We start from the raw sequence: 24112 nt of genomic DNA, 5'->3' as shown, positions 1-24112 counted from the left end.
AGTTGCGAGCTATGCTGTTGAACACCTTAGGCCGAATGGGCGGAAGTTCCGACTAAAGCGGTTCCAGGACCCATGACGACGTGGCCGCTTCTAGGAATCGCCGCTCGCAAGCAAACGTCCGCAACGGGGTCGTTCGCAGAATGTCGGCTTTTGGGAACAGGGACCACGAGAGCCGCCATTCGTTAACCGCGTGTATCAGCGATGGCAGTTCTCGGCCCTATGTCAGTCATTCTCGACATCCAGGTTTAGTCCCTAGTTTCGCCCTAAGCCGCCATGCCGCTTTCAGAATCCTACATCGACGGCGGTTGTCGCTGGCGATATGGGATCCTGCCACGGTCATTCGGCTTAATTGCCACCATCGCCGTCCTCAGTATCTCCTACCTCTCGGACGCAGAAGTATCTGTGCTCTCGAGCAGATCGCTGAGATCCTCCTTCCAGAAGCGAGCCCAAGAGTGCGTTCCATGACCCTGTGTTTCTTCGCTCTCGGGGATCAACCGAAAGCGCGCGTTCGGCATGCGGGCAACGGCGCGCTGCGGGATGTCGAGATTGTGTGGGTTGATGAAATCATCCGCTGAATTGATCCAGACAACCGGCGCGGTGATCGCTTCAAGGTTAGGCCAAGGATCGTAGGTTCGAGACGCTTCAATTTGGTAGATCAGGTCATTGGCATCCATTGCAGCGATGGAAGTCTCGACCCTTGCGCGGGCCTGCGCCGTTGCCGCATCACGGGTTGGGAAGGCCTCTTGAAGATTGAGGGGCGCCGCGCCCGCGATGATCAGCAAGGATGCGGCGGTGCGCAATCCTTGGAGCGGCTGGGTCGTATATTCTCCCCCTGCCCAAGCGGGGTCGGACCTTATTCCATCGACAAGCAACTGCCGCCACATCCGGTTCAATCCGCCAATTTCGACCGGCTGGCACGCCAGCGGCATCAAGGCGCGGGCAAATCGCGGGTAAACCTCGCCCCACACAAAGCTGTGCATGCAGCCCATCGATGTGCCCATGATCAGGCGCATCTCACGAATACCAAGCCCCTTGGTCAGCAGCTGGTGCTGAGCTTCAACCATGTCCCTGTAATCGTAAGCGGGGAACCGCATACGCTCACCGTCAGACGGCTTGGAAGATTCCCCATGGCCGATATTGTCTGGAAGAATTATCCAGTATCTGCTGATGTCGAGCGGTTGGCCCGGCCCATAAAGTTCGTCCGCAAACTGGGGGCGCAGGAATTGCTTCCCGCTTCCCCCGGTGCCGTGCAAGATCATCACGGCATTGTCGATTTCGCCCTGGGCATTGCGATGGGGCTGGCCGAGCGTTGTGTAGTGCAAGCGAAGGCGAGGCAGGCGCTCACCGGTTTGTAAACGGAAGTCGTCAATGACGAAGTCTGCTTCCTGAATGGGCCAAGTCGAGGCCGCATGAATAGTGGTCGCAGGCGGTGCTGATGGCGGCACGGGCGATGCAGCCTGCGCCGTCGAGGTGGCTTGCGAAGCAAGACCAGCAAGTATGTGAATCAATAAGCTCATATGTTTGTTGTGGCTTGCTTTCGCAACAAAACCAAGCTGATTGACGCCGTCGCAAATGACGGACGAAGGGAGTTCAGCCATGAGATTTCGGACGATTTCACTCGTCAGTATAGCGCTGAGCAGTTTCCTTGCTGCCTGCTCCGGCGAAGGCGGGACTGCATCGCCCAGTCCGCTTGCGACCGTGGGTACGGCTAACGCCCAAAGTGGCCGCGTCATCCACATGGCAGGGCCGAGCTATGAAGTGCTTCGCTCAGGTCCATACGAAGGTCCGCGTCCGTTGCGCTCGGATAACGTGTCGATCCGCTACGTCGGACGTCTGGTGGATGGAAGCGTCTTCAGCACATCGGCAAATAATGGCTCAGACCCTTCCACATTCTCGGTTCGCTCCGTCATACCCGGCTTCAGTTCGCTTGTGCAGCTCATGCGACCCGGCGACCGATGGCGCTTCATGATCCCGGCATATCTCGGCTACGGACATGCGGGACGGCGTTTCACACCTCCCGAAGAAACGCTGAAGCGCGATATTCCACCCGGAAGTGACCTGATCTTCGAGGTTGAACTCGTTTCCATCAAACCGGGTCGTTAAGAGGACTGTCTGCATTTAGGCCCAGAGCGAGCGGCTTCAGTTAATCACCATTCGCGGCCCGAGACGGGCAATGTCGGCTACCGACCAAAAGCCGACCGATGGTGACAGCCGCGCGCCGGCTCCGCCCTCGGTTAAGCTGTGGGTGGCATAGCTGGCATAGGAATTAGCTGGGCCAATCTGCGCAGGTCTGTCCGTTTCAAGACCGAGTCAGCGTCGACCGATGCCTCGCGAGTCGACAGCATTGTTGCGCCACAGAAAAAGGGCGGGTGTCCGCCTCTGCCGGACACCCGCCCCGATTTTCGCGCCTCGCGGCCCTTCGCTTAAAAGCCGAGCTGGTCGGTGGTGACGCGGATTCCTGCGTAGAAATACCGCCCCATCCAACCCACGCCCTGCTGATTGGCCAGCCCGCGGATTGGCAGCTCGTTGGTCAGGTTATTGACCCCGAGGAAGAAGTTCGCTCGTTCATCGTCAGTGCTGATCTCGGCCCGAATGTCGTGGACGAACCGATCGTTGATCGTCAGAAACTCCGGCGCGGCAATATCCGGATCGCCAGCGATCTGGTCCTTCTCGAAGCGCAGCTGATCGCCGATATACTGCACGCCATAGTTGAGCGTGAAGTTGTCCAGGGTCCAGGTGATGTCCGCCGTTCCGACCCACTCGGGCGCACCGTTCTCGCCCTGGTTGTCGTCGACAATTCCGCCATTTGCCGGAAGCACCAGCAACTTGTCGAGATAGCCTACCGTTCCGCGCAGATTGAACCGGCCCAGCGATCCGTTGCCGGGTTCGAAGGCGTAGTTCACCGTCACGTCCGCGCCAGCCGTCTCGATGAACGCGACGTTTTCCGGCGAGAGCAGATAATTGCTGACGAAGCCTGTAGTCTCCGAACGCGTGATCGCATCGCAGAACACATTATCGAGCGAGGCGGAATCGACGCAGAACTGCGCCGTCTCGTTCAAGGAGGCCGTGCGCACCGCGTTGGTGAGGCGGATATCGTACCAATCGCCCGTGATGGTCAGCCCCGGCACGAAGCGCGGCTGTAGAATCACGCCCGCCGTCCAGGTTGTCGCACTCTCTTCGGTCAGGTCGCGGTTGCCCGAGAACACCCCTTCGCGGCTGGAGCTCGAGTTGATGTCGCTGGCCGGGTCGAAGGTATCGAAATCAACCCCCAGTCCCTCGATCAGCGCCCGGCAGTTGGCTGCGCGGAACTCGGTCCCCTGGTTGATGAGTTCCGGCCCGCAGGGATCGTCGATGAAGGCGAATGTGCCGCTGCGCGGCGCAAACAGTTCGGTGATATTCGGCGCGCGGACAGATTCCGAATAGCCGCCGCGGAAGCGGATATCGCGGATCGGGGCCCATTGGCCATTGATCGACCACGCCTCGGTGCTGCCGACAGTCGAGTAGTCCGAGTAGCGCCCGGCCACGGTGAATTCGAGCAGGTCGAAGAAAGGACGGTCAGCCAGCAGGGGTACGTTGAGTTCGCCGAACACTTCCCAGACATCGAAGCTGCCGACTTCGGGAGCGAGCAGTGCGAGGTCCGCCAGAACGCCGCTGCCCTCATCGAAGTCCGCGACCTGGGTGGAGATCCCATCCGGCTGGAAGTTGCTCTTTTCCTTGCGGTATTCACCCCCGAAGGCGAAGTTCACCGCACCGCCCGGCAATTCGAAGAAATTGCCGAAGTCGCCCGAGATAAAGGCGTTGGCGACGTGCTGCTCGATCCGGTAGTCGTTGGTGGTGTCGGTCAGGATAAAGTCGAGCGCCGCTTGGCTGGCAACGCCTTCGCCGAAGATGTTGAGCGGCACACACTGGCCCGGCGTGAATGTCTGCGGCGCTTCGCCGTAGTTGCCGTTGCCCGCATCCACAACCGCTCCGCCGTCCAAGTTGACGCGGCAATCGAACACGCCGTTCGCCACGCCAGTGTTGAACTGGCCGACATCGACCACGTCGAGCGCGGCGAAATAACGGTCCTCGATGCGCTGGTTGGTCGAGATGTAAGTGGTGTCGTTGCGCCCGTAGACGTAGCTCGCCTCGAACTTCACGTTGTCCGAGAGGTTGCCGTCTAGGCCGATCACGGTGCGATAGAGGTCACGTTCGAAATTCTCGTTCCGCGTCCCGAAATCGAAGTTGTCACGGTTGAACAGCAGCCCGCCGAACTCGCCGAGACCCGCGGCGCGGACGTTTGCCGGAATGAAGGGATTGTCTTCCGAGATGAACGTGAAGAAGTCGAACGAGGGCTGTGCGATTGTGAAGTTTTTCGAGCGCACATATTTGCCCTCGGCGAACAGGCGCACGTCGGGGGTCAGCTCGAAGCTGAACAGTGCATTGAACGAATGGTGCTTGGTTCCCGCCTGGAGGTCACCCTGATAGTCGTTCACCGGCGTGTTGTCGCCGCCTTGCGCGAGGAAGCCCGACTGCGGCAGGAAGAGTCCCGGATCATAGGGCCGGCCGTCGCCGTTGAAACGGGGGCTGAAGCTCCCGTCGATCACCAGCGCGCCGCCCGGCGAGCTGTCCGAATAGCCGATCCGGTTGAGGAAGATGTTGTCCGGCACGTTCGGATCGTCGGGGATGTCGTTGGGATTGCGGACCAGCGTGTCGGCCTCGTAGCGCCCGTTGGGCCGGTCTCCGTAGCCGACGCGGCCATCCTTGCGGAACTCATAGTTGAGCGCGATGTTGCCGCGGTTGTCGGCGAAGTTCTTGCCGACTGTCGCCGAGAAGAAGTTGCTCTCGGCGTCACCGAAGTCCGAAATCCCGTTCTGCGCACGGATGTCGATGCCTTCGAAATCGCGCTTCATGATGAAGTTGACCACGCCCGACACGCCGTCCGCGCCATAGACCGACGACACGCCGCCGGTCAGAATGTCGACTCGTTCAATCAGGCTGACGGGGATGGTGTTGGTGTCCACACCAGCCTCACCTGAGACACCAGCGACATGGCGGCGGCCGTTGACCAGTGTCAGCGTGCGATTGGCGCCGAGATTGCGCAGGTTGAGCAGGTTGACGCCAGCAGCGCCCGTGCGCGCCTGCGAGCCGGCAGCATCGAAATTGGTTTCTGAGTTGAACAGAGCGGGGCTCTGCGCGAGCAGTTCGGTGACGTTGTTGATACCGGATTGGATAATGTTTTCGGCGGTGATCGCGACCACCGGGGTTGCGGTCGCGGCTTCAGGTCGCTGGATGCGGGTACCCGTGACGACGATAGCCTCGCCGGTCTCCTCGGTCGTTTCCGCGTCGGAGGCCACCGCTTCCTGCGCGGCAGCGAACGAAGGCATGGCGACACTTAGCCCGATGGCGCCGACTGTAAGCATGAGGTGAGCGCGCCGACGCCTGACATCCTTGTAAATCATCAAATTATTTCCCTGTGCGAGGTTTTGTTCGATCTTGTCCAACTGCGGCACCAGCAGGCAGGGGGCGCCCGCGGTATTTTGCCGCTATGAACAACGACGGCGTCCTGATGTGTAAGCCTTGGCGGTCGCAACATGATCCAGCCGGCATTTCGACAAACTGCCGTCTTTTTATGACGAATGGCGGGGAAGAGACGCGGGCCGAAATGCGTTCACCGCGTCCCATCTTTGAACTCACCTTGCCGCCTGGCAGAACCGCGGAATTGGCATCGGCAAGGGGTTTGCCTGAGAACCGCACCCTTGCTGCCGTTCTGACCATACCTCGGCAGCACGCCGGCCTGAGAGCATGCGGCAGGCTGATTTCCCCGGTCATACGCAGGCCCAAGCAAACCACTCACATCAACGCGTCACGCTTAAGGCCATCGATTGCCGATCATCGTTCCGGATAGAGCAGTCGCAGAAAACTGGATGGATCAAGCTTCGGGCAGAGCATTGACCATCTAGCGCCTAATCTCACTGATTGGAGTGACGCCAACACCGTCAGGCGCTCTCTGATCCCGTCAATTTGTGGCTAAAGGTGACGCAAAAGTAGCGAGGCTCTGACCTGCCCCCGTGAAATGTGACCGCTTTTCGTAGGGTCTGACGGAAGATTGCACAGCCCCCCGATCTTGCACCGGTGGAGGTCTGGAGTTTTCAATTTTCCGTTGGTCCGGCGGCCTGTTTTCACCGGCGAGTACAGTAACAACCGCAGTGCATCCGCACAGAAAATTAAAGGGCATTTGCGATACTTCAAATCTCAGCAGACAGGCGGCCTTTGCGAAGAGTCGCCGGTGTTGCGGAATATCCCCCGGCCGCCAGTCGCACGTGCACTTGTGACTGGCGGCCACCCTTACCTCCACGGAGAGGAAGCAGTGTGACGCGCGTCAATCTAGCCTGCGATGATAAAGTCGATGCGAGCGATCTAGTTAATCAGGTTGTCAGAAGCCAGGGCTTTGGCGAGCTTCCTCCGAAGATAAATGAGGTCATCGACCGTCATCGCCAGACGCTGCTCAATCTCGCCACCGCGCTCATACAAGCAGGTCGGGGCGAGGATGAGGTTGTGAGTATTTTGGAGAAGGCATCCGAAAGCTTCTCCATCGCGTTGAAAACAAAGGCAGAAGGGCTGCAATCGTGAATCATACTTGCGAATTGGATCACTTCGGTAAGGCCAAATTTGATGAATATGGCCGTCAGCAGGCTGTCGACAGGCTTCACGTCGTGGGTACAGCCAAAGAGAAGCCGTTTGAGCGCATCGTCGATTTGGTCAAAACCACCCTCAATGTGCCGATATGCGCCGTCTCGCTGATCGATAACGATCGTCAATGGTTCAGGGCCTCTCGCGGTCTGGCCGTCGAACAAACACCTCGCGACATTGCCTTTTGCGATCACGCAATTCGGGCCGACGAACCCTTCATTGTTGAAGATGCTACCTGCGATCACCGGTTCGCCAACAACCCGTTGGTATTGGGCGAGCCTTATATCCGCAGCTACCTTGGCATCCCGCTCAGGATGCCTGACGGTTATATGGTTGGCAGCCTTTGCGTGATCGACCAACAGCCGCGCGCTTTTTCATCGGGCGAAATCGAAATTCTGAAGAGCTTTGCAAGCCTTGTCACCGGCGAGTTGGAGCTTCGCACTATTGCCTCGATGGACGGGCTGACGAATGTTTTGTCACGCACCGCCTGGACCAACAAAGTCGATGCGGAGATCGATCGGACAAAGCGGTACCCAGTATCGCTTTCAGTTGTCATGCTCGATCTTGATCACTTCAAGCAGATAAATGACAATTTTGGGCATCCAATGGGAGACCTAGTGCTTAAGCGAACGGCCGCAGAGTTCGGCAAAGTGCTTCGGAAGCACGATATTGCCGGGCGTTTGGGCGGTGAAGAGTTTGCCATTTGTCTCATCAATGCCTCCGCGGAAATGGGATTGGAGATTGCCGAACGGATCAGACTGCGGATCTCGCAACTGCGATTTTCAGAGCACGACATGCTTCGCTGCAGCGCAAGTTTTGGCGTTGCGACCTTGTTGCCGGGCGAAACTCTTGCCCAGCTGCTCAAGAAGGCAGATGAAGCCCTTTACGAGGCAAAAAGACGAGGCCGAAATCGGGTCCAGGTTGCCGATGATCAATGCCTGATTGCCGCAGCATGAAACGGCATGCCCGCCACTCGCTCATGCGAAACAAATAGATCGTAAACAGTCTGAAACTGGGTGTGCGAAGCGTCGATTCCTACCGACATCGGGCCATACAGAAGCTTGGCGTAAGCAAACTCACCAACTTTGCAGAGATTTTGCAGCCCGCTCAGGGCAGTTGAGCCTGATTGGCGGTTGCTCTTCAAGAAAGTCGATAATCTGGTCGCGCGCCCGCTCGGGCGTCGCGCTGTAGTAAGGCCGCGACGTCTCGCTTAGGCGGCAACCTTAGGCGAGACTTCGCTTAGCCAGCACAAAACCTTATCGGCTGACATAGCCTGGCCGAAGTGATGGCCTTGCAACGCATCGCAACCCATTTTGGCGAGCAACGCCGCCACTTCGCCCGTTTCCACTCCTTCTGCCGTCACTTTCATGTCGAGCCGAGCGGCAAGTCCCAAGCATGCCTCGATTACGGCCGAAGCTGTCTCGGAGTGAGGCATCGCAAGGCAAAACGCTTTGTCGATCTTGAGTTCGGAAAAAGGCAGGTGGGCAAGCCGGCCCAGTGATGAATTGCCCATTCCAAAATCATCTATTGATAGGCCGAAGCCGGCAAGCCGCAGCTGCGTCACCTTCCGCAACTGATGTTCGTTGAGATCAAAAATGGTCGCCTCGCTCAGTTCCAGGATTACCCTATGCCGAGCGATGCCGAAGTTTGTGCAGCGCCGCACCAACCGTTCGCGGAACCCGTCAGCGATCGCGTGTATGCCGAAGATGTTAATCGAGATCGATAAGTCGTCATAACCTCGAAGGCTCGCCATGAATTCAAGCGCACGTTCGATGACGAGCTCTGTGAGCTCTGCGGACAGCCGATCGTCTGCGACGAGTTGATCAAGATACTCAGGGGCAAAGGAGGACGCCCGTGATCCTTTCACCCGTGCAAGAGCCTCAAATCCCTTTAGTCCGCGTCCGTCAGCGTAAAAAATCGGTTGGAAAAACGGCTCGATCCGGCCGGCACGGACGGCCTCTTCAAAATTCTTGGGCGATAGCACTTCGCTCATCGCATCTGATCGGCCATCCGCGGAACACGGCTGCGCTTTTGCCGGTGATCCAGAAAGAACCTCAGCCAGATCAGTCGTGCCAAACGGCTTGTGCAAAAAGCCTGCAATCTTTGCGGTGCTGGACGCGAGCACATCCCGTGATGCCTCATACGTCCGCTTGTCCGCCCCGCTCATCACAATAATGGTGGCGCGAGAGTTCGGACCGACCTGCGACACAACATCAATGCCATCGAGATCAGGCATCATGAGGTCGATCAGCAGCACATCAGGGTCGAAGGACGCTAAAGAAGCCTCAAAATCGGCAAGTGTGGAACAGGTCCTCGCAACCACTCCGATCCGACGCGCCATCAGCTCCACCGTCCGCAAAACGGCTGGGTCGTCGTCTAGGATCAGCAACCGTCGCTCCGCGATGCAATCTGCGGTCTCCGTTGCCGAGGTTTTCAGATGTGGCAAAGGCCCCTCCCCGATGCGAAGCTAATCGCCCGCACCTGTGGCCTAGACTAAGGAACTTGTTGTTTCGTTAAGAATTGCACCCGCACCAGCAGAGAAGCAAAGAGCGGGCAAGCCTGCTTTGAATGTTAGAATATTGCTCAATACGCCAATGGCACGGCGGCGGGTGACCGAGGTAGAGCGGGATCGCTGGCTGAGCACTCTACCCGTTGAAGCTGTCGGCAGAATTTCGGGATCGCGCATCGATCCTGCTTATGTCCGTTCGTGGGTGGAAAACGGACATCGCAATTATCCAAGCTCAGACCTCTTAAGCCAGCCTTTGAAAGCTGGCATTACTTTGGCTCAGTTGCCACATGTGCATCGCGGCACGCGGCGCTGGTTTGTCGAGAGCTGCGCGTCCAAGCCAGCGGGATGATGATCGATGTTATAGATATGCGCCAGGGTCCCGGCCATTCTCGTCGAAAGGAAACGTTTTTCAGATCAGGACGAGAGCCGATGGCAATTTCGATCAATGGGCAGGAATACCCGCTTCCCGAAGACCCGCGGACGAGCTTGCTGGATTTTCTCCGCCGGGAGGCGCGGCTTACCGGTACGAAAAAGGGCTGCGACCACGGGCAATGCGGAGCTTGCACGGTGATGGTGGGCGGCTTGCGGATTAATTCGTGCCTGTCGCTCGCCATTACGCACGAAGGCGACGAGATAACGACGATTGAGGGCCTCGGCTCTCTGACCTCGCCGGGAGCAATGCAGGAAGCCTTCGTCGCGCATGACGGGTTTCAGTGCGGCTATTGCACCCCCGGGCAGATCTGCTCGGCGACCGCGATGCTGCAAGAGATCGCGGCAGGCTGGCCCAGTGATGCAACTCAAGACCTCACTGCGACCCCGAGCCTGACCGACGAGGAGATCCGCGAGCGAATGAGCGGCAATTTGTGCCGCTGTGGGGCTTATCCCAACATCGTCGCAGCCATCCGTGACGTGGCGGGGGCAGAGGCATGAGGCCGTTCGACTACCAGCGGGCCGAGCGTCTCGAACACGCGGCGCAGCTTACGGCTGAGGCCAATACTCTCGCGCTTGCGGGCGGGACCAACCTCGTTGATCTGATGAAGCTTCAGGTTGAGACACCGCAGACCCTTGTCGATATCGGGCGCCTGCCGCTTGGCACCATCGCAGATGAAGGTGAAGGGCTGAGAATTGGCGCGCTTGCCACCAACACTGCAACGGCCGTCCACCCGCGAGTGCGCAGCGAATACCCAGTACTTGCCCGTGCGATCCTCTCTGGTGCCACGCAACAGCTGCGCAACAAAGCGACCACTGGCGGGAATCTCTGCCAGCGCACCCGCTGTTACTACTTCACCAATATCGACCAACCTTGCAACAAGCGCGAACCGGGCTCGGGTTGCGGCGCGATCAAGGGCATAGCGCGTATCCATGCGGTTCTCGGCGCGAGCGACAATTGTATCGCCACATATCCCGGCGACATGGCCGTGGCGCTGGCGGCTCTGGGCGCGACGGTCGAGATCGCGAGCGAGCGCCGCAGCCGCAGCGTGCCGGTGCGCGACTTCCACCGCCTGCCGGGTGACACGCCCGAAAAGGATAACGTGCTCGAACCCGGCGAGCTCATCACCGCTGTCACCCTCCCTGCACCTGTTGGCGGAATCCAGCTGTATCGCAAGGTGCGCGAGCGATCGTCCTATGCCTTCGCGCTGTGTTCGGTCGCGGCGGTGATCGATCTTGCAGAAGGCCGTTTTACCCGCGCCGACCTCGCCTTCGGGAGCCTCGCGCACAAGCCCTGGCACGATCCGCGCATCACCGACTTGCTGGTCGGCAGCGAGCCGACGCTCGCCTTGTTCGACAAGGCCGCAGACCTGCTGCTCGAAGGGGCGCGGGGCTACGGCGAGAATGACTTCAAGATACCGCTCGCGCGTCGGACGCTCGCCGCGGTGCTCTGCGAAGCAACTGGAGTCGAGCCATGAGCGTGCATCTCAAACAGGACCAGCCCGACAACCGCAATGTGCTCGACACCATGGTGCAGGGGGTGATCGGTGCCGCCCTGCCCCGGCCCGAGGGCCTGATGAAAGTGACTGGCACCGCGAGCTATGCGGCCGAATACGACGCCGAAGGACTGCTGGAAGGCGTGCTCGTCACGGTCCCGATAGTGTGCGGCGAAATTACCATGATCGACGAAGCATCTGTGCTGGGCATGCCAGGCGTCGTGGCGGTCCTTTCTGATGAGCGCATGACCGGTCGCCCGGCGCAAGGCATGGCGGGCGAGGCCCCTTTCCAGCCCGCGCGGGAAGTCCGCTACTGGGGCCAGCCGGTCGCGTTGGTGGTCGCGACAACCTTCGAACAGGCGCGCGACGCTGCCAAGCACCTCAAGCTCCAATGGCGCGTCGAGGATGCCCCGCTCGATCCAAAGACTGCCGAGACCGAAGAGAACGAGAGCACCCGGGTCGGCGATCTCGCCCACGCGATGGCGGATGCGGCACACACCGTCGATGTCGTCATCACCACCGAAGGCCATGCCTCGGCTGCGATGGAACCGCACGCGGCGCTTGCGCAGTGGGACGGCAAGGCCCTGACAGTTCACGCCTCGTTGCAAATGCTCAAGTTCAATCGCGCGGAATTGGCCGACTCCTTGAACCTCGACGAATCTCAAGTTCGGCTGCTCTCGCCCTATGTTGGCGGCGGGTTCGGATCCAAGCTTGGGGTCAGCCAGGAGGTCGTGGCAGCTTCCCTCGCCGCGATACAATTGGGACGCCCGGTCCGGGTGGTGATGAGCCGTCAGCAGGTATTCCAGACGATCATGCGCCGCTCCGAGACACACCAGCGCATCAGGCTTGCGGCCGATGCCGAGGGCAAGCTCACCGGCTTTGGACACGAGGCACAAGTCTCGAACCTGCCCGGAGAGGACTTCGCCGAGCCGGTGCTGCAATCAAGCCAGTTCCTTTACGCTGGCGACAATCGCCTGCTGAAACTTGACCTTGCACGCATTCACCGCATGACCGCAGGATCGGTACGAGCTCCGGGCGAGGCTGTTGGCGTACAGACCGTCGAACAGGCGATGGACATGCTTGCAGAGAAAATCGGGATCGACCCGGTCGAACTGCGGCTGCGCAACATTCCCGAAAAGCATCCGGCCAAGGACAAGCCGTTCAGTTCACGCAAGCTTGCAGAGTGCCTCCGCAAGGGCGCCAAAGCATTCGGATGGGAGCCCCGCCCTCGCACGCCCCGCCACACCCGAGAGGGCGAGTGGTGGATCGGCACCGGCATGGCAAGCGCCGCGCGGGTGCATTCCGTCGTCGAGGCGAAGGCCCGCGTTATCCTGCGGCCCGACGCCACCGCTGTTGTCGAGACCGACATGACGGACATCGGCACCGGCAGCTATGCGATCCTTGGCCAGGTTGCAGGCGAGATGCTGGGACTGAGGCCCGATGACATCGACGTGCGGCTCGGCGATACCGATCTCCCACCCGGATCAGGCTCGGGCGGAAGCTTCGGCGCGGCGTCCTGCGGCTCGGCGGTGTTTCTCGCATGCGATGGCCTTCGCAAGGAACTCGCCAAGCGGCTTGATATCGCCTCGGAAGACCTGACGCTCAAGGACGGCGTGGCGCGCTGGGATGGAGGTGAAAAGGCCTTGAATGAAATCCTCGGCAGCGAGGTGATCGATTGCGTCGGACACTTTGAACCAGGCGCCTCGACCGAGGACGTAACGGTTTCCAGCTACGGGGCTTTCTTCGCTGAAGTTGCGGTCAACCGGTGGACGGGGGAGACGCGCGTGCGGCGCATGACGGGGGCGTTCGGTATCGGCCGGGTGCTCAACGCGCGGACGGCCCGCTCCCAATGTCTCGGCGGGATGACGTGGTGCATCGGCAACGCGCTGACCGAGAGCTTACACTTCGACCCTGTGGACGGCCACCTTGCTAATTGCGATTTGGCCGAATACCACGTGCCGGTACACCGCGATGTGCCAGATCTGGAAGTCCTCCTCATCGAAGAGCGTGACGCGGCCGCGAGCCCCATTCAGGCCAAGGGGGTCGGCGAACTGGGCCTATGCGGCGGGGCAGGCGCGATTGCCAATGCGATCTACGATGCCTGCGGTGCGCGGGTGCTCAGCTATCCCATGACTCCCGACAAGGTGATGGCCGCCATGCCGAAGGTTTGAGCACCGAACATCATCGCAAACCCTCCGTGGATGCTGCGCCAACCACCTCCGATCCGGCATATGCCTATGTTAGTGCGAAAAGAGCTGCAGCGCGGCAGATCATGCGCGTGGCATTCGCGCCGCGCAAAAGTTTCTGCAAGGAGTGGGACTTGGCAGCACGCCCCTATTGGTCAGGCCAGATCCGTCTGGCGCTCGTCTCGATCCCGGTCGAGATCTTTGCCGCGACAAAGCCCGGCGCGCAGCTCCACTTCAACCAGATTCACAAGCCCAGCGGCAAACGCATCGCCTACGAGAAGGTCGTGCCCGGCGTCGGCCCGGTAAACCGTGATGACATCATCAAGGGCTACCAGATCGCTAAGGGCGAGTATGTCCTCCTTGAAGAACGCGAGATCGAAGCGGTGAAGCTGGAGAGCAAGCGCACGCTCGAATTGGTACAATTTGTCGACGCTGACGAGATCGACCCGCTCTATTTTGAAAAGCCCTACTACGTCGCGCCCAAAGACCAGCTCGCAGAGGAGGCTTTTGTGGTGCTGCGCGAAGCGCTCAGGAAGGCAAAGAAGGTCGCGCTAGGACAGCTGTCCGTGCGCGGAAGCGAGAAGCTTGTAGCGATCAAGCCGTGCGGCAAAGGGTTGCTGATGGAGACGCTACGCTATGCCGACGAGGTACGCGCCGGGCGCGCCTTCTTCAGCGAGATCGACGACTTGACGCCCGACGACGAGTTGCTCGATCTTGCGACCACGCTCATCGACAAGCGTACGGCGCCCTTCGATGCGGGCGAGTTCGAAAACCGCTATGTCGATGCGCTGCGAGCGCTGATCGACCGCAAGGCGAAATCGAAAACCGGCAAGGCAATCATCGAGGAAACCGGGGAGCCTTCAGGGCGCGGCAGCAATGTTGTCGACCTGATGGCGGCGCTCAAGAAGTCGGTGGGAACGACTGGTGCCGCTCCAGCGAAGAAGCCAGCCTCCAAAAAGGCGGCCCCGGCAAAGAAAGCTGCGCCTGCCAAGAAGGGCGCAGCCCCCAAGCGCAAGCGCGCCTGATCAGGCGATGGCAAAGCGTGCAGATCCGCTAGCGGACTACAACGCCAAACGCGATTTTGCGCGTACGACCGAGCCTGCGGGAAAGCATGACCCAGCGCCGAGCGGCAACAGCTTCATGGTGCAGAAGCACGATGCGAGCCGGCTCCATTGGGACTTCCGCATGGAAGTGGACGGTGTGCTCAAAAGCTGGGCGGTCACCAAAGGACCGAGCCTCGACCCTTCGGTCAAACGCCTCGCAGTGCGCACCGAAGACCATCCGCTGAGTTATGCCACCTTCGAGGGAACTATCCCCAAGGGCGAATATGGCGGTGGCACGGTGATGCTCTGGGACCGCGGCACATGGGCGCCGATCGTGGGCAAGAGCGCCAAGGATCTGGACGAAGGTCACCTCCACTTCATGCTCGAGGGGGAGCGGATGAAGGGCGAATGGATGTTGATCCGCCTCAAGAAGAAGCCGGGCGAGAAGCGCGAGAACTGGCTGCTGCGCAAAGTCACTGACAAATTCGCACGGGAAGGCGAGGTGCTGGTCGAACAGGCGTTGACCAGCGTCGCGACGGGCCGCTCGATGGCGGAAATCGCCGCTGGAGCGACGGCGGATGAGAAATCTCCCCCCGTTCCCAAAGCCAAGGCGACACCCAAGGCGAAAACCAAACGTGGTGGCAAGCTCCCAATCTTCCGTCCGCCGCAACTGGCCACGCTCGTCGATGCCGTACCGACCGGGAATGGCTGGATGCACGAGATCAAGTTCGACGGATACCGCGCGTTGCTGGCGGTGAAGGGCGACGTCGTCCGGATCTATACCAGAACCGGGAAGGACTGGACCGAGAAGTTCGCACCGCTCGTCGCTGCGGTCGCCGCGATGGATTTACCCCCGGCGCTGATAGACGGCGAGATCGTCGCGCATGACGAAAACGGCAATCCCCATTTCTCCTCTCTCCAGAACATCCTCAAGCGCGGCCACGGCTCGCAAGGAGCGGGCGATGCTCTAGCTTTCTATGCTTTCGACCTGCTCGAGGAAAACGGCGAAGACCTTACCGGGATGCCCAATATCGAGCGTAAGGAGCGGCTCGCTTCGCTGCTGGAAGATGCTCAGCCGCCGATCCATGTCGCTGACCACGTCATCGGCGCGGGCGAGCAGCTGTTTGAGGCAATGTGCGGAGCGGGGCAGGAAGGGATTATCTCCAAAGCGATTGACGCGCCTTACGCCCACAGACGCAGCCGCAACTGGGTCAAGGTTAAATGCAACCTGCGGCAGGAATTTGTGATTGTCGGCTTCAAGGCATCATCGGCACGCGGTCGGCCCTTCGCGTCGCTGCTGCTCGCCCAGCATGAGGGTAAGGCGCTCGTCTACAAAGGCAATGTGGGCACTGGGTTTGACGCCGAAGCGATGACCGACCTAGCCGGAAAAATGGCTCCGCTTACTCGCAAGACGCCGACGGTCGAGGTGGAGCGCACCGCAGCGCGCAGCGTGACGTGGCTGACCCCTAAGCTGGTCGCGGAGATCGCCTTTGCCGAGTTCACAGCCGAGAAGCGCGTGCGCCATGCGAGTTTCATCGGATTGCGCGCTGACAAGCCTGCGCGCGAGGTGAAACCCGAGAAAACAGCGCCCACCCCAACCTCCGCGCCAGGCTCTCCTGCTGAAAGCGACGTCGCGATCTCTAACCGCGAGCGGGTAATCTTCCCTGACGGCGGTCAGACCAAGGGCGACCTTGCAGATTACTATGCTGCCATAGCCCCGCTGATGCTGCCCTTCCTTGGCAATCGCCCCATCAGCTTGGTTCGCTGCCCGCAGGGACGCGCGAAGAAATGCTTTTTCCAGAAGCATGACTCCGGGGCGTTTGGAGATGCCGTGCATCACGTGCCGATCCGCGAAAAGGACGGCGCGGCCGAGGACTACCTCTACGTCACAGACTCGCGCGGTCTTCTACAATGCGTGCAAATGGGAACAATCGAATTCCATGCATGGGCCTCGCCGGCCGACGCAGTCGAAGCGCCAGATCGTATGATCTTCGACCTCGACCCCGACGAGGGCCTCGAATTCAGCGATGTGAAACAGGCCGCCCGCGACATCAGCAAGCACCTTACTGACATCGGACTGGTGAACTTCCCGCTACTCTCGGGCGGCAAGGGCGTGCACGTGGTCGTGCCGCTGACGCGTGGGCATAGCTGGGAGGAGCATACGGATTTCTCCCGTCGCTTCGCCGGAGCGCTTAGCCAAGCCGAACCCGAACGCTTCATCGCGACGATGAGCAAGGCGAAGCGCAAGGGCAAGATCTTCATTGACTGGCTACGCAACCAGCGCGGCGCGACCGCTGTAGTTCCCTATTCCGCCCGCTCGCGAGCCGGTGCGCCGGTGGCGGTGCCGGTCACTTGGGACGAACTCGCCGGGTTCGATAATGCTCACCCCTTTGCGATTGGTGACGCCGGAATGCTTCTCACTCGAGCGCAGTCAAGCGCGCTGAAGGGCTGGGGATTTGCCGAGCAGTCGCTCCCGGCGTTGTGAGGCGTTCAGGCCAATGATCGCATTCAGCCTGTTTAAATTCGCTCATATTCTGGGAATCGTGCTGCTGCTGGGGAACATCACAGTCACCGCAGTTTGGAAGGTGTTTGCCGACCGAACCAGCGATGCAGGGATCATCGCCTTCGGTCAGCGGATGGTGACCGGGACCGATTTCGGGCTCACGCTTCCCGGCATCGTTCTGACCATAATCGGTGGCTATGGGGCGATGTATGAGGCCCGCTATGATTTTCCTGGGCCCGCCTGGCTGATGTATAGTCAATTATGTTTCGTCGCCGCCGGTGTGGTATGGATCGGGGTGCTGATCCCAATTCAGGTGCGGCAGGCGCGCATGGCACGGCAGTTTGCCAGCGCTGGGCAAGTTCCCGTCGAATACCGCGCACTGGCACGTCAATGGCTCGCTTGGGGCTTGGTCGCAACCGTGCCCTTGATTACAGCCTTGTATTTCATGATCGACAAACCTGGCTGACTGTTTCGTCACGCAATATGCATCTGCCAAGCGCATTGAGTGGATCGCCCAAGGTTTGACTGCTTTGGGGTCGATTTGCAGAAGGTCTGCTTTCGGCCCAAGGGAAGCGATGGCTGTCTGACGGCTTCTGGGCTCGCGGCTGATCGCAACGAACGACTGCAACTTGGGGGTTTCCGGAATGGCGGGTTTCCTTTCCCAACCATCAGGACAAATTTTTTACACGGAACTGGGTTACTTGAAATTGCTGCTTGCGCCCTAAACTCTACATATGTAGATCAATGCAATGCCGAGACGCTCTAACATTTCGAAACAGACGCGAACCGCCTTGCTGGCGCTGTTCGAGCGGCCTCAGGATTGGTGTTACGGATATGAGTTGATGGAACGGACGGGGATCGCCTCGGGGACCCTTTACCCCATGCTGATCCGGCTGTGTGATCAGGGTAACCTCGAAGCCCGGTGGGTTCCTTCGCCACACGAAGGCAGGCCGCCGCGCCATGCCTATCGCCTGACCCCATCAGGCTTGGCACTCGCCCGTACCATTCAGGCAGACGCAGTGCGCCAGGACAACCTTGGAAAGGGATTTGCACTATGACCCCGAGACGGAATCGAATGGTGCAACGATTAATTGCACTCGCCTTCAAGATCGCGCCGCCAGAGCGGAGATCCTGGTTCGACGCCATGGTCGCTGAACTTGATCATGTCCCAGAGGCCGAGCGGATGCATTTCGCCGCCGGCTGTTTCCTCACTGCCTGCAGAGAACGTTTGGGCTCGCCGCAATTCCTACAGGTCGCCGCACGCAACCTGTTCATCAGCGGCGCGTTGCTCTGGGCCGCCCTGAATATCCGTTTCGCTGGGCGCATGTCTGTTTCTGATGCCATCGTGCTGGAAGCTTATGGATATTGCATGGCACTGCTGTTTTTCATCGGCGCGCTCGCTACGGCCCGGTTCGGATACCGTGCAACAATCGGCCTTGCTGGGCCATTGGTCACGGTGCTGACATTGACGGCCGCATTTGTCCGATTTGGCAACGCTCCGACGCCAACGTCGAACATCTACCTAGCGCTGATCGTGGAGAACCTTGTGGTTCTGCTGTTCGCATTGGTGGTCGCAGGTACCTTGTCACGATTTGCCAACGTTCCGCAGGGGCGGCGCTAATGCGCTCGCAAACCTTGGCAATGGTGTTGGCGATTGTCGGCGGGCTACTTGGGTTGGTCCATGTTGCATTTACGCCGCTGGCCTATGCCGATTGGACGCTTGAAGCACTTTGGTTCGTCGGTTCCGGCTTGGGAATCGTAGTGGCAGCCGCTGCAAATTTTGTCGGATTCCAGTCGAGCGAAATGGGCCGTCAATGGATTTTGACCGCGATAAACCTCGCTATGGGTTGCTTCTTCGCCGCTGCCTGGCTGGTCCTGCCGGGGCCTCAGGTTATCGTTGGCGGCCTAGTGTTCCTCGGCTTGGCCATATGCTCATGGGCTGCCCGGCGGACGAAAGCCGTGACGAGCTAGAGATCGAATATCGATGACCGCTTCAGGCTCGTTCGCAGAAAGTCCGCTTTCGGCGCTGGAGAGCCGATAGCGGCCCGTCCGCTTTCAGGGTCACGGTTGATTGCGGCGAAAGAATGTATCTGGGTGGATTCCGGACGGGCAGCGCCCCCAATTGCCGTCGAATCTGCGTTATCTTACACCGGTCAACCGACGATAGTTCAACCCGCCCGAGCGGGCAGCCTATGCGTGACAACCCTGCCTTGGCTCGCACGAGATTATGCCTTGCAAGGTCGGGCAGCTCTCAATACTCCCCAGCAATGCCGACAGCCAACAATGCCGACGTCCGCCGAGCAGAGCTGTCCGGCCTAATTGCTCGGGTCGCGCGCGGGGACCGAAGAGCGCTCAACGCCGTCTATGATCGCACATCGGCAAAACTCTATGGCGTGTGTCTTCAAATCGCCCGCGATCGCGATGCGGCAGACGACATCCTTCAGTCGGTCTATCTCAAAGTCTGGAACCGTGCTGGGCGCTTCAATCCCGAATTTGCCAGCCCGATTACCTGGCTTTGCGCCATCGCCCGCAATGCGGCCATTGACTGGGTGCGCAAGCACGGCAGCCCTGCCTTGGTGGCGCCCGGCACAGCCGAAGCCGCCGACGCGGGGTTCGATGAAGCGCTGGCAGTGATGGCGGCGGATGAGGATCGTGCGCAGATCTTTGACTGCCTTGAAGCACTATCGCCCCAACAGCAGCGCGCAATCACCCTCGCCTTTTTCGACGGATTGAGCCATTCGGAACTTGCAACCACGATGCGCACACCGCTCGGGACAACCAAAAGCTGGATTCGCAGAGGCTTGCTAGAGTTGCGGGGGTGCCTCCAAGGTGACTGACGAACTCACACCCGAACAAGCCGCTTTGGCAGCCGAGCTCGCTCTCGGGGTGCTCGAAGGAGAGGAGCGAGCCGAAGCCTTGCGGCTTTCATTGGCCAACCCAGCCTTCGCTGCGCAGGTCGTGGAATGGCAGCAACGCCTTGATCCCCTCAGCGAAGCGTTTGAAGAAGTCCCCGCCCCCAATTTGTGGGCCGCGATTGACGCGCGGCTCGACGATAACCCGAACACCGCCGAGGTTGGCAAGCTCCGTCTTTGGCAAGGCGCCGCCGCGCTTTCGGGAGCGATAGCGGCAAGCCTTGCGGCAATCATGCTGTTCGGTCCAATTACCCTTCGCGAGGACGCCGCCCTGCCCGCAGCCGCCAGCCCCGCGCCCGTGGTCATCGCCCAACTTGCAGGCGGAGACGGAACCCTGCTCGCTGCCAGCATCGGGCCCGAGAGCCAGTATCTCGACATTCGAGCGGTCACGCTGCCCGAAACCGACCTAACGCCTGAACTCTGGGTCATTCCCGGCGATGGCGTGCCCCGTTCGCTGGGTCTGATCGCACGCAGCGGTACAACACAGGTGACGCTGCCTGAGAACCTGAGGCCACTGGTGGTCGACGGCGCTATTCTCGCGGTTTCGCTGGAGTCCCCGCAAGGCGCACCTCATGCTGCGCCGAGCGCCACGCCGATCGCGACAGGAAAAATTTCCGCGATCTGAGCCTGCCGCATCTGATCGTCTTCAGATCCTCGTATCTTCACCAGAGAATGTGGGCTGCGACGCCCTAAGCGCTGACGTCGATTGGACCGATCGGTGCCGACAGGATGATTGTCTCAGCAATCGCCCCGCTTTCTCGCGCACGTGAAGTTCACCAGAATCGCGATTTCCAGGAGTATCTCATGAAAGCAATTTTCCTCGCCGCCACCGCTTCGACCATTCTGGTCGCCGTGCCTGTCAACGCTGAAGACGAGTTCGAGGGCTTCTATGCCGGCGCCTCGATCGGCTATGACTTCCAGGCGAGCGACGGCGATGAATTCATCTCCTTCGACCGCGGATCAAACGGTAGCTTCGGCGAAACCGTGACCACCGCTGCGGGCGCCAATGCCTTCTCACCGGGGTTCTGCGGCGGTGCCGCGACCTCGCCGCAGAACGCGAACTGCGAGTCCGACTCTGACGGCGTCTCTTTCAACGGCCACTTCGGCTATGACAGCCAGATGGGGAAGTTCGTCGTGGGTCTGGTGGGCGAGGTCGGCACCGCCAATGTGCGCGATGCCGTCTCAGCCTTCAGCACGACACCGGCGTTCTACTACATGGAGCGCGAGATCGATTACACTGCCGCGCTGCGCCTGCGGGCAGGTTACACGCCGGCCACCTCGACCCTGCTCTACCTCACGGGCGGCCTTGCCTATGCCAAGCTCGACCAGGAGTTCGAGACGAGCAACACCGCCAACTCCTTCACCGTGATTGCCGACGACAAGACCTGGGGCTACCAGCTCGGCGCTGGCATCGAGCAGAAGGTCGGCAAGCAGTTCTCGATCGGCGTCGAGTATCTTTACACCGGTTACAATGACGATGACACGCTGATCCGCGTCGGCCAGGGCACAGCCCCGGCCACCAACCCGTTCGTGCTGGCTGGCGGTGTCGACTTCAAGCGGGCCAATGACGACTTCAACCTGCAAACCGTCAAGGCAGTGGTGCGCTACCGCTTCTGATGATCTTTGTGCACGGGAGCATCGGCAACTTGCTCCCGTGCCCACATGCGAGCCTGCCGCGGCCGCCAGCGATCCCGGAGGATCCGGGCTACAAAGTTCTGCACACCCTGGCCTTCCTCGTGCTGGCTGGTCTCTCCACCTTTGCCTTTCTTCGCTAACCTCCTGATGGACGGCACAGCGGTCGCTCCTCTGGTTGCGGTCCTTGGCCGGGTGCCGCAGTCCTACGCCTGCGCAATTCAAACTTCGAGAAAGCTGATGCCGAAGCCTAAGCTAGACGATGCTACCCTTGGCGAGATCGTCGAAATGGCGCTGAGCGACTCAGCCAGTTTTGCCAACATCAAGGCCGTTCATGGCCTTGATGCGGACGAGGTACGGGCCGTCATGCGACAATCATTGAAACCGGGCAGCTACCGGGCATGGCGCAAGCGCGTTCGTGAATTCTCGGACCGCCGCGAAATCTACAAGTAAACACGGCGTGATGTGACGACGCGGACACGATCTATCGGGTCCGACCGGGCTTTTACGTGCTTGCCGATGCGCGCAATTCGGCGAGATCTTTTGCCTCGAGCGTCAAACGAACTCCCAGCGAGCCTGTGCCATCCAGCACCGGGCGCTTCCTCAGGCTAATCTGAATGCTGTCGATTTGGCTGTAAGCCGCGCAGGCCTCCACGATCAGCGTCATGAGGTATTCCTGCGTCTCGAACTTCTGGCTCCGGGCGATCCCAGCAATCTGCGCAATAAGGGGATCGTAATCAAACACATTGGCCATGTCGTCGGAGGCAACTTGCACCAAGTCAGGAGAGATGGTCAGATCAAGATCGAGGGCATGGGAGTCAGGAACGATATCATACGGCCCATATGTCCCGATACACGCAGGGATGTGAAGATCGCGCAGCTCAATCCGTGCTTGGCGGGTCATGGCTATCCCCCTCCCGGATTGAAGCTGTCGAAAGCAAGAGCGGCGGGCATGTAATCGGTTGGGGAGTAGTAACTGCTCTCGGGATCAAACACGCCGCCCTGGATACGCTCGGGCACTTCCGGGCTGAACAGTTCAACCATCGCGGGGTCAGCTCCAGCGAGCTGGGCCACAAGCACAGATAGGTCGGTCTCGCTGATGCTATTGTCGCCGGCCAAGGCCAGCATTTCGGGGGAAGATGTGGGGGTGATGACCATGAACTCGCCCTCGTTCGGCATTTTGGAAGCGAGGAAGATTTCGGCGCTGGACGACGCATTGGTTGCCAGGGGCTGCGGCGTCGCGCCGATCTCCTGCGTTCCAATGAGGATGGTGCCGCTGTTGGTATCGACTTTAAGCAGGCGCTCGTCACTACCGAACAACAGGCGCGTGCCGGTAGGGCTGATCGGAATGCTGACGCGCGTATCACCGCCTTCGATGATTACGATACTGCCAATGCGTACTGCGGTGAAGTCGCTTGCCGATCCGGTGAAACTGATGGTGTCATTGCCGCCGGTAAAGCCGCCGCGGATCGCCACGTCGCCGCCGATAATGGTCAGGCTCTCAGCATCAAAGCTGGTGCCGAACACATCGACATTTGCATCGATCAGAACCGGCGAACCTTCGGAAACGGTCAGCCGTCCACGCACAGCTGGATCAGCAAAGTCAGGCAAGGGATCGGGCTCTGCCGGTGACGTGATCTCGGTTGCGGTCGCGCTCACCACCTGGCTGCCGATCCGCACGTTGCCCCCCACTATCGCCAGCGTGCGCGGACCATCCGCGAATACGACATTGATGCCCGTCGGACTAACGGGGATGCTCACCCGTGTATCGCCGTCGGAAATTTCCACCCGCGACCCTACACGGGTGATAGTGTAGGCGCCGGCAGCACCATCGAAGCGGATGATGTCATCACCGCCCGGAGGGCCGCTTAGCGTGATGTTGCCCGGTGCATCGATGATGCGGATATCCTGGGAGCCGGAGGTTAGGAACACCGCTGTGGTCCCGCCAATCCCGCCGGCAAAGCTATCGGGCACAATCAGCCGCGGGGCCACGCTGCGATCATCAACCGTGACATTAAGCGTCTGGCTATCAGCAAATACCCCATCAAATGCCGTGACGATCACCTCGTAGCGATTGTCGCGGTCGCTATCAGCCGGGGTCTCGAAGTCTGGCGCTGCAATAAACGCAAGCGCACCCGTTTGCGGGTTGATGGTGAAGAAACCTGCATCAAGCCCACCTGTGATCGAATAGGTCAGGATATCGCTGTTGGGATCGGTCGCCTCAACCCTGATAACCAGGGCGGAGCCATCAAGAACCGAAACAGCCGAATTCGCACCACCGCCGCTGGAGGTGATCACCGGCTGCTCGCCAGGATTCTCGGGCAAGGCGGTGGCAAAGTCATAGGTGCTGGTTCCGGCAAAATCGTTACCTGCAAGGTCTTCGATAGCACCGGGGTTGATGACCACAAAATAGGTGGTGCCTTGTGCCAGAGCACTCGTCGGATCGATGGTCAGGGTTGATCCGCTGATCGCAATCCGGTTGCTGCTGGCGACATTGAACGCCTCGACCACCGGCCCAGTCGCAGACCCACTCCGGATCTCGACCGTGCCACTGCCGCGCTGAATGGCCTCGGAGAAGTTGACGACAACATTGCTGCCCACCGCGACATTGATCGCGCCGTCGGTCGGCGAGAAGCTTGTGGCGACCGGTTCGGCGGTGTCCGCAGGCGGAACCGTGGCAAAGTCATAGGCGCTGGTTCCGGCAAAATCATTGCCCGCAAGGTCTTCGAT

21 protein-coding genes are annotated in these 24112 nt (G+C 60.1%); 16 read left to right on the top strand and 5 right to left on the bottom strand.

Going from position 1 to position 24112, the window contains the following annotated elements:
• Positions 1-377 precede the first annotated feature (377 nt).
• Entirely contained in the window at positions 378-1598 is a 1221-nt protein-coding gene (locus tag GVM20_RS00105) for an alpha/beta fold hydrolase (protein ID WP_234031770.1), read from the bottom strand.
• On the opposite strand from GVM20_RS00105, the gene GVM20_RS00100 reads away from it, so the two are divergent.
• Positions 1597-2103: an FKBP-type peptidyl-prolyl cis-trans isomerase gene (locus GVM20_RS00100; protein WP_166545278.1), complete on the top strand. Its 507-nt coding sequence runs from the start codon at positions 1597-1599 to the stop codon at positions 2101-2103. The two genes, GVM20_RS00105 and GVM20_RS00100, sit on opposite strands and share 2 nt — an antisense overlap.
• Positions 2104-2423: 320 nt before the next feature.
• Here the strand turns inward: GVM20_RS00100 and GVM20_RS00095 are convergent, their stop codons facing one another.
• A complete protein-coding gene (locus GVM20_RS00095) occupies positions 2424-5402 on the bottom strand; it encodes a TonB-dependent receptor domain-containing protein (protein ID WP_166545277.1) in 2979 nt (992 codons plus the stop codon).
• 949 nt (positions 5403-6351) lie between these two features.
• On the opposite strand from GVM20_RS00095, the gene GVM20_RS00090 reads away from it, so the two are divergent.
• Both GVM20_RS00090 and GVM20_RS00085 read left to right on the top strand, forming a co-directional pair.
• Positions 6352-6612, top strand: a complete 261-nt coding sequence (locus GVM20_RS00090) for a hypothetical protein (RefSeq protein WP_166545276.1) — start codon at positions 6352-6354, stop codon at positions 6610-6612.
• On the top strand, positions 6609-7628 hold the full coding sequence (locus GVM20_RS00085; protein WP_166545275.1) for a GGDEF domain-containing protein: 1020 nt from the start codon (positions 6609-6611) through the stop codon (positions 7626-7628). Before GVM20_RS00090 ends, GVM20_RS00085 begins: the two co-directional genes overlap by 4 nt.
• A gap of 254 nt (positions 7629-7882) precedes the next feature.
• Here the strand turns inward: GVM20_RS00085 and GVM20_RS00080 are convergent, their stop codons facing one another.
• Positions 7883-9118, bottom strand: coding sequence for an EAL domain-containing response regulator (locus GVM20_RS00080; protein ID WP_166545274.1), 1236 nt, complete (start codon positions 9116-9118; stop codon positions 7883-7885).
• Between the two features lie 492 nt (positions 9119-9610).
• On the opposite strand from GVM20_RS00080, the gene GVM20_RS00075 reads away from it, so the two are divergent.
• The 13 genes from GVM20_RS00075 to GVM20_RS00015 all read left to right on the top strand — a co-directional run bounded on the left by GVM20_RS00075 (position 9611) and on the right by GVM20_RS00015 (position 21835).
• Positions 9611-10111 carry a 2Fe-2S iron-sulfur cluster-binding protein gene (locus GVM20_RS00075; protein ID WP_166545273.1) on the top strand — a complete coding sequence of 167 codons (501 nt, stop codon included), beginning with the start codon at positions 9611-9613 and terminating at the stop codon, positions 10109-10111.
• Entirely contained in the window at positions 10108-11088 is a 981-nt protein-coding gene (locus GVM20_RS00070) for an FAD binding domain-containing protein (protein ID WP_166545272.1), read from the top strand. Before GVM20_RS00075 ends, GVM20_RS00070 begins: the two co-directional genes overlap by 4 nt.
• Positions 11085-13277 (top strand): xanthine dehydrogenase family protein molybdopterin-binding subunit, encoded by a 2193-nt coding sequence (locus GVM20_RS00065; RefSeq protein ID WP_166545271.1) that lies wholly within the window; start codon positions 11085-11087, stop codon positions 13275-13277. Before GVM20_RS00070 ends, GVM20_RS00065 begins: the two co-directional genes overlap by 4 nt.
• A 149-nt stretch (positions 13278-13426) precedes the next feature.
• Positions 13427-14317, top strand: coding sequence for a non-homologous end joining protein Ku (ku, locus tag GVM20_RS00060; protein WP_166545270.1), 891 nt, complete (start codon positions 13427-13429; stop codon positions 14315-14317).
• Positions 14318-14324: 7 nt separating this feature from the next.
• Complete coding sequence (ligD, locus tag GVM20_RS00055) at positions 14325-16820, top strand: DNA ligase D (protein WP_166545269.1); 2496 nt, start codon at positions 14325-14327, stop codon at positions 16818-16820.
• A 13-nt stretch (positions 16821-16833) separates the two neighbouring features.
• The gene (locus GVM20_RS00050) at positions 16834-17304 is read left to right on the top strand and encodes a DUF2269 family protein (RefSeq protein ID WP_166545268.1); all 471 of its coding nucleotides are present in this window, start codon (positions 16834-16836) and stop codon (positions 17302-17304) included.
• A gap of 283 nt (positions 17305-17587) precedes the next feature.
• Positions 17588-17896, top strand: a complete 309-nt coding sequence (locus GVM20_RS16400; RefSeq protein WP_166545267.1) for a PadR family transcriptional regulator — start codon at positions 17588-17590, stop codon at positions 17894-17896.
• On the top strand, positions 17893-18459 hold the full coding sequence (locus tag GVM20_RS00040; RefSeq protein ID WP_166545266.1) for a hypothetical protein: 567 nt from the start codon (positions 17893-17895) through the stop codon (positions 18457-18459). Before GVM20_RS16400 ends, GVM20_RS00040 begins: the two co-directional genes overlap by 4 nt.
• On the top strand, positions 18459-18809 hold the full coding sequence (locus GVM20_RS00035; protein WP_166545265.1) for a hypothetical protein: 351 nt from the start codon (positions 18459-18461) through the stop codon (positions 18807-18809). Before GVM20_RS00040 ends, GVM20_RS00035 begins: the two co-directional genes overlap by 1 nt.
• A 296-nt stretch (positions 18810-19105) precedes the next feature.
• Positions 19106-19675, top strand: coding sequence for a sigma-70 family RNA polymerase sigma factor (locus GVM20_RS00030; RefSeq protein WP_166545264.1), 570 nt, complete (start codon positions 19106-19108; stop codon positions 19673-19675).
• Positions 19668-20375 (top strand): anti-sigma factor, encoded by a 708-nt coding sequence (locus tag GVM20_RS00025; RefSeq protein WP_166545263.1) that lies wholly within the window; start codon positions 19668-19670, stop codon positions 20373-20375. Before GVM20_RS00030 ends, GVM20_RS00025 begins: the two co-directional genes overlap by 8 nt.
• Positions 20376-20554: 179 nt before the next feature.
• Positions 20555-21367: an outer membrane protein gene (locus GVM20_RS00020; RefSeq protein ID WP_166545262.1), complete on the top strand. Its 813-nt coding sequence runs from the start codon at positions 20555-20557 to the stop codon at positions 21365-21367.
• 165 nt (positions 21368-21532) lie between these two features.
• Positions 21533-21835, top strand: a complete 303-nt coding sequence (locus tag GVM20_RS00015; RefSeq protein WP_234031769.1) for a DUF2805 domain-containing protein — start codon at positions 21533-21535, stop codon at positions 21833-21835.
• Between the two features lie 52 nt (positions 21836-21887).
• Here GVM20_RS00015 and GVM20_RS00010 read toward each other — a convergent pair whose 3' ends face one another.
• Positions 21888-22286, bottom strand: a complete 399-nt coding sequence (locus GVM20_RS00010) for a dihydroneopterin aldolase (RefSeq protein WP_166545261.1) — start codon at positions 22284-22286, stop codon at positions 21888-21890.
• A gap of 2 nt (positions 22287-22288) precedes the next feature.
• Positions 22289-24112, bottom strand: a 1824-nt coding sequence (locus GVM20_RS00005) for an Ig-like domain-containing protein (protein WP_199799373.1), incomplete at its 5' end; no start/stop codon positions are given.

Origin of the sequence: Porphyrobacter sp. SLTP, assembly GCF_009905735.1 — a bacterium.
Classification (GTDB): Bacteria; Pseudomonadota; Alphaproteobacteria; order Sphingomonadales; family Sphingomonadaceae; genus Erythrobacter.
This window is presented reverse-complemented; position numbering and strand designations above follow the sequence as displayed.

What these genes read in the sequence shown, in the direction of transcription:
- GVM20_RS00100 (WP_166545278.1), top strand. Translation starts at nt 1,597, where the DNA reads ATGAGATTTCGGACGATTTCACTCGTCAGTATAGCGCTGAGCAGTTTC.
- GVM20_RS00105 (WP_234031770.1), bottom strand. Translation starts at nt 1,598, where the DNA reads ATGGCTGAACTCCCTTCGTCCGTCATTTGCGACGGCGTCAATCAGCTT.
- GVM20_RS00095 (WP_166545277.1), bottom strand. Translation starts at nt 5,402, where the DNA reads ATGCTTACAGTCGGCGCCATCGGGCTAAGTGTCGCCATGCCTTCGTTC.
- GVM20_RS00075 (WP_166545273.1), top strand. Translation starts at nt 9,611, where the DNA reads ATGGCAATTTCGATCAATGGGCAGGAATACCCGCTTCCCGAAGACCCG.
- GVM20_RS00070 (WP_166545272.1), top strand. Translation starts at nt 10,108, where the DNA reads ATGAGGCCGTTCGACTACCAGCGGGCCGAGCGTCTCGAACACGCGGCG.
- GVM20_RS00065 (WP_166545271.1), top strand. Translation starts at nt 11,085, where the DNA reads ATGAGCGTGCATCTCAAACAGGACCAGCCCGACAACCGCAATGTGCTC.
- ligD (WP_166545269.1), top strand. Translation starts at nt 14,325, where the DNA reads ATGGCAAAGCGTGCAGATCCGCTAGCGGACTACAACGCCAAACGCGAT.
- GVM20_RS00050 (WP_166545268.1), top strand. Translation starts at nt 16,834, where the DNA reads ATGATCGCATTCAGCCTGTTTAAATTCGCTCATATTCTGGGAATCGTG.
- GVM20_RS16400 (WP_166545267.1), top strand. Translation starts at nt 17,588, where the DNA reads ATGCCGAGACGCTCTAACATTTCGAAACAGACGCGAACCGCCTTGCTG.
- GVM20_RS00040 (WP_166545266.1), top strand. Translation starts at nt 17,893, where the DNA reads ATGACCCCGAGACGGAATCGAATGGTGCAACGATTAATTGCACTCGCC.
- GVM20_RS00035 (WP_166545265.1), top strand. Translation starts at nt 18,459, where the DNA reads ATGCGCTCGCAAACCTTGGCAATGGTGTTGGCGATTGTCGGCGGGCTA.
- GVM20_RS00030 (WP_166545264.1), top strand. Translation starts at nt 19,106, where the DNA reads ATGCCGACAGCCAACAATGCCGACGTCCGCCGAGCAGAGCTGTCCGGC.
- GVM20_RS00020 (WP_166545262.1), top strand. Translation starts at nt 20,555, where the DNA reads ATGAAAGCAATTTTCCTCGCCGCCACCGCTTCGACCATTCTGGTCGCC.
- GVM20_RS00015 (WP_234031769.1), top strand. Translation starts at nt 21,533, where the DNA reads ATGGACGGCACAGCGGTCGCTCCTCTGGTTGCGGTCCTTGGCCGGGTG.
- GVM20_RS00010 (WP_166545261.1), bottom strand. Translation starts at nt 22,286, where the DNA reads ATGACCCGCCAAGCACGGATTGAGCTGCGCGATCTTCACATCCCTGCG.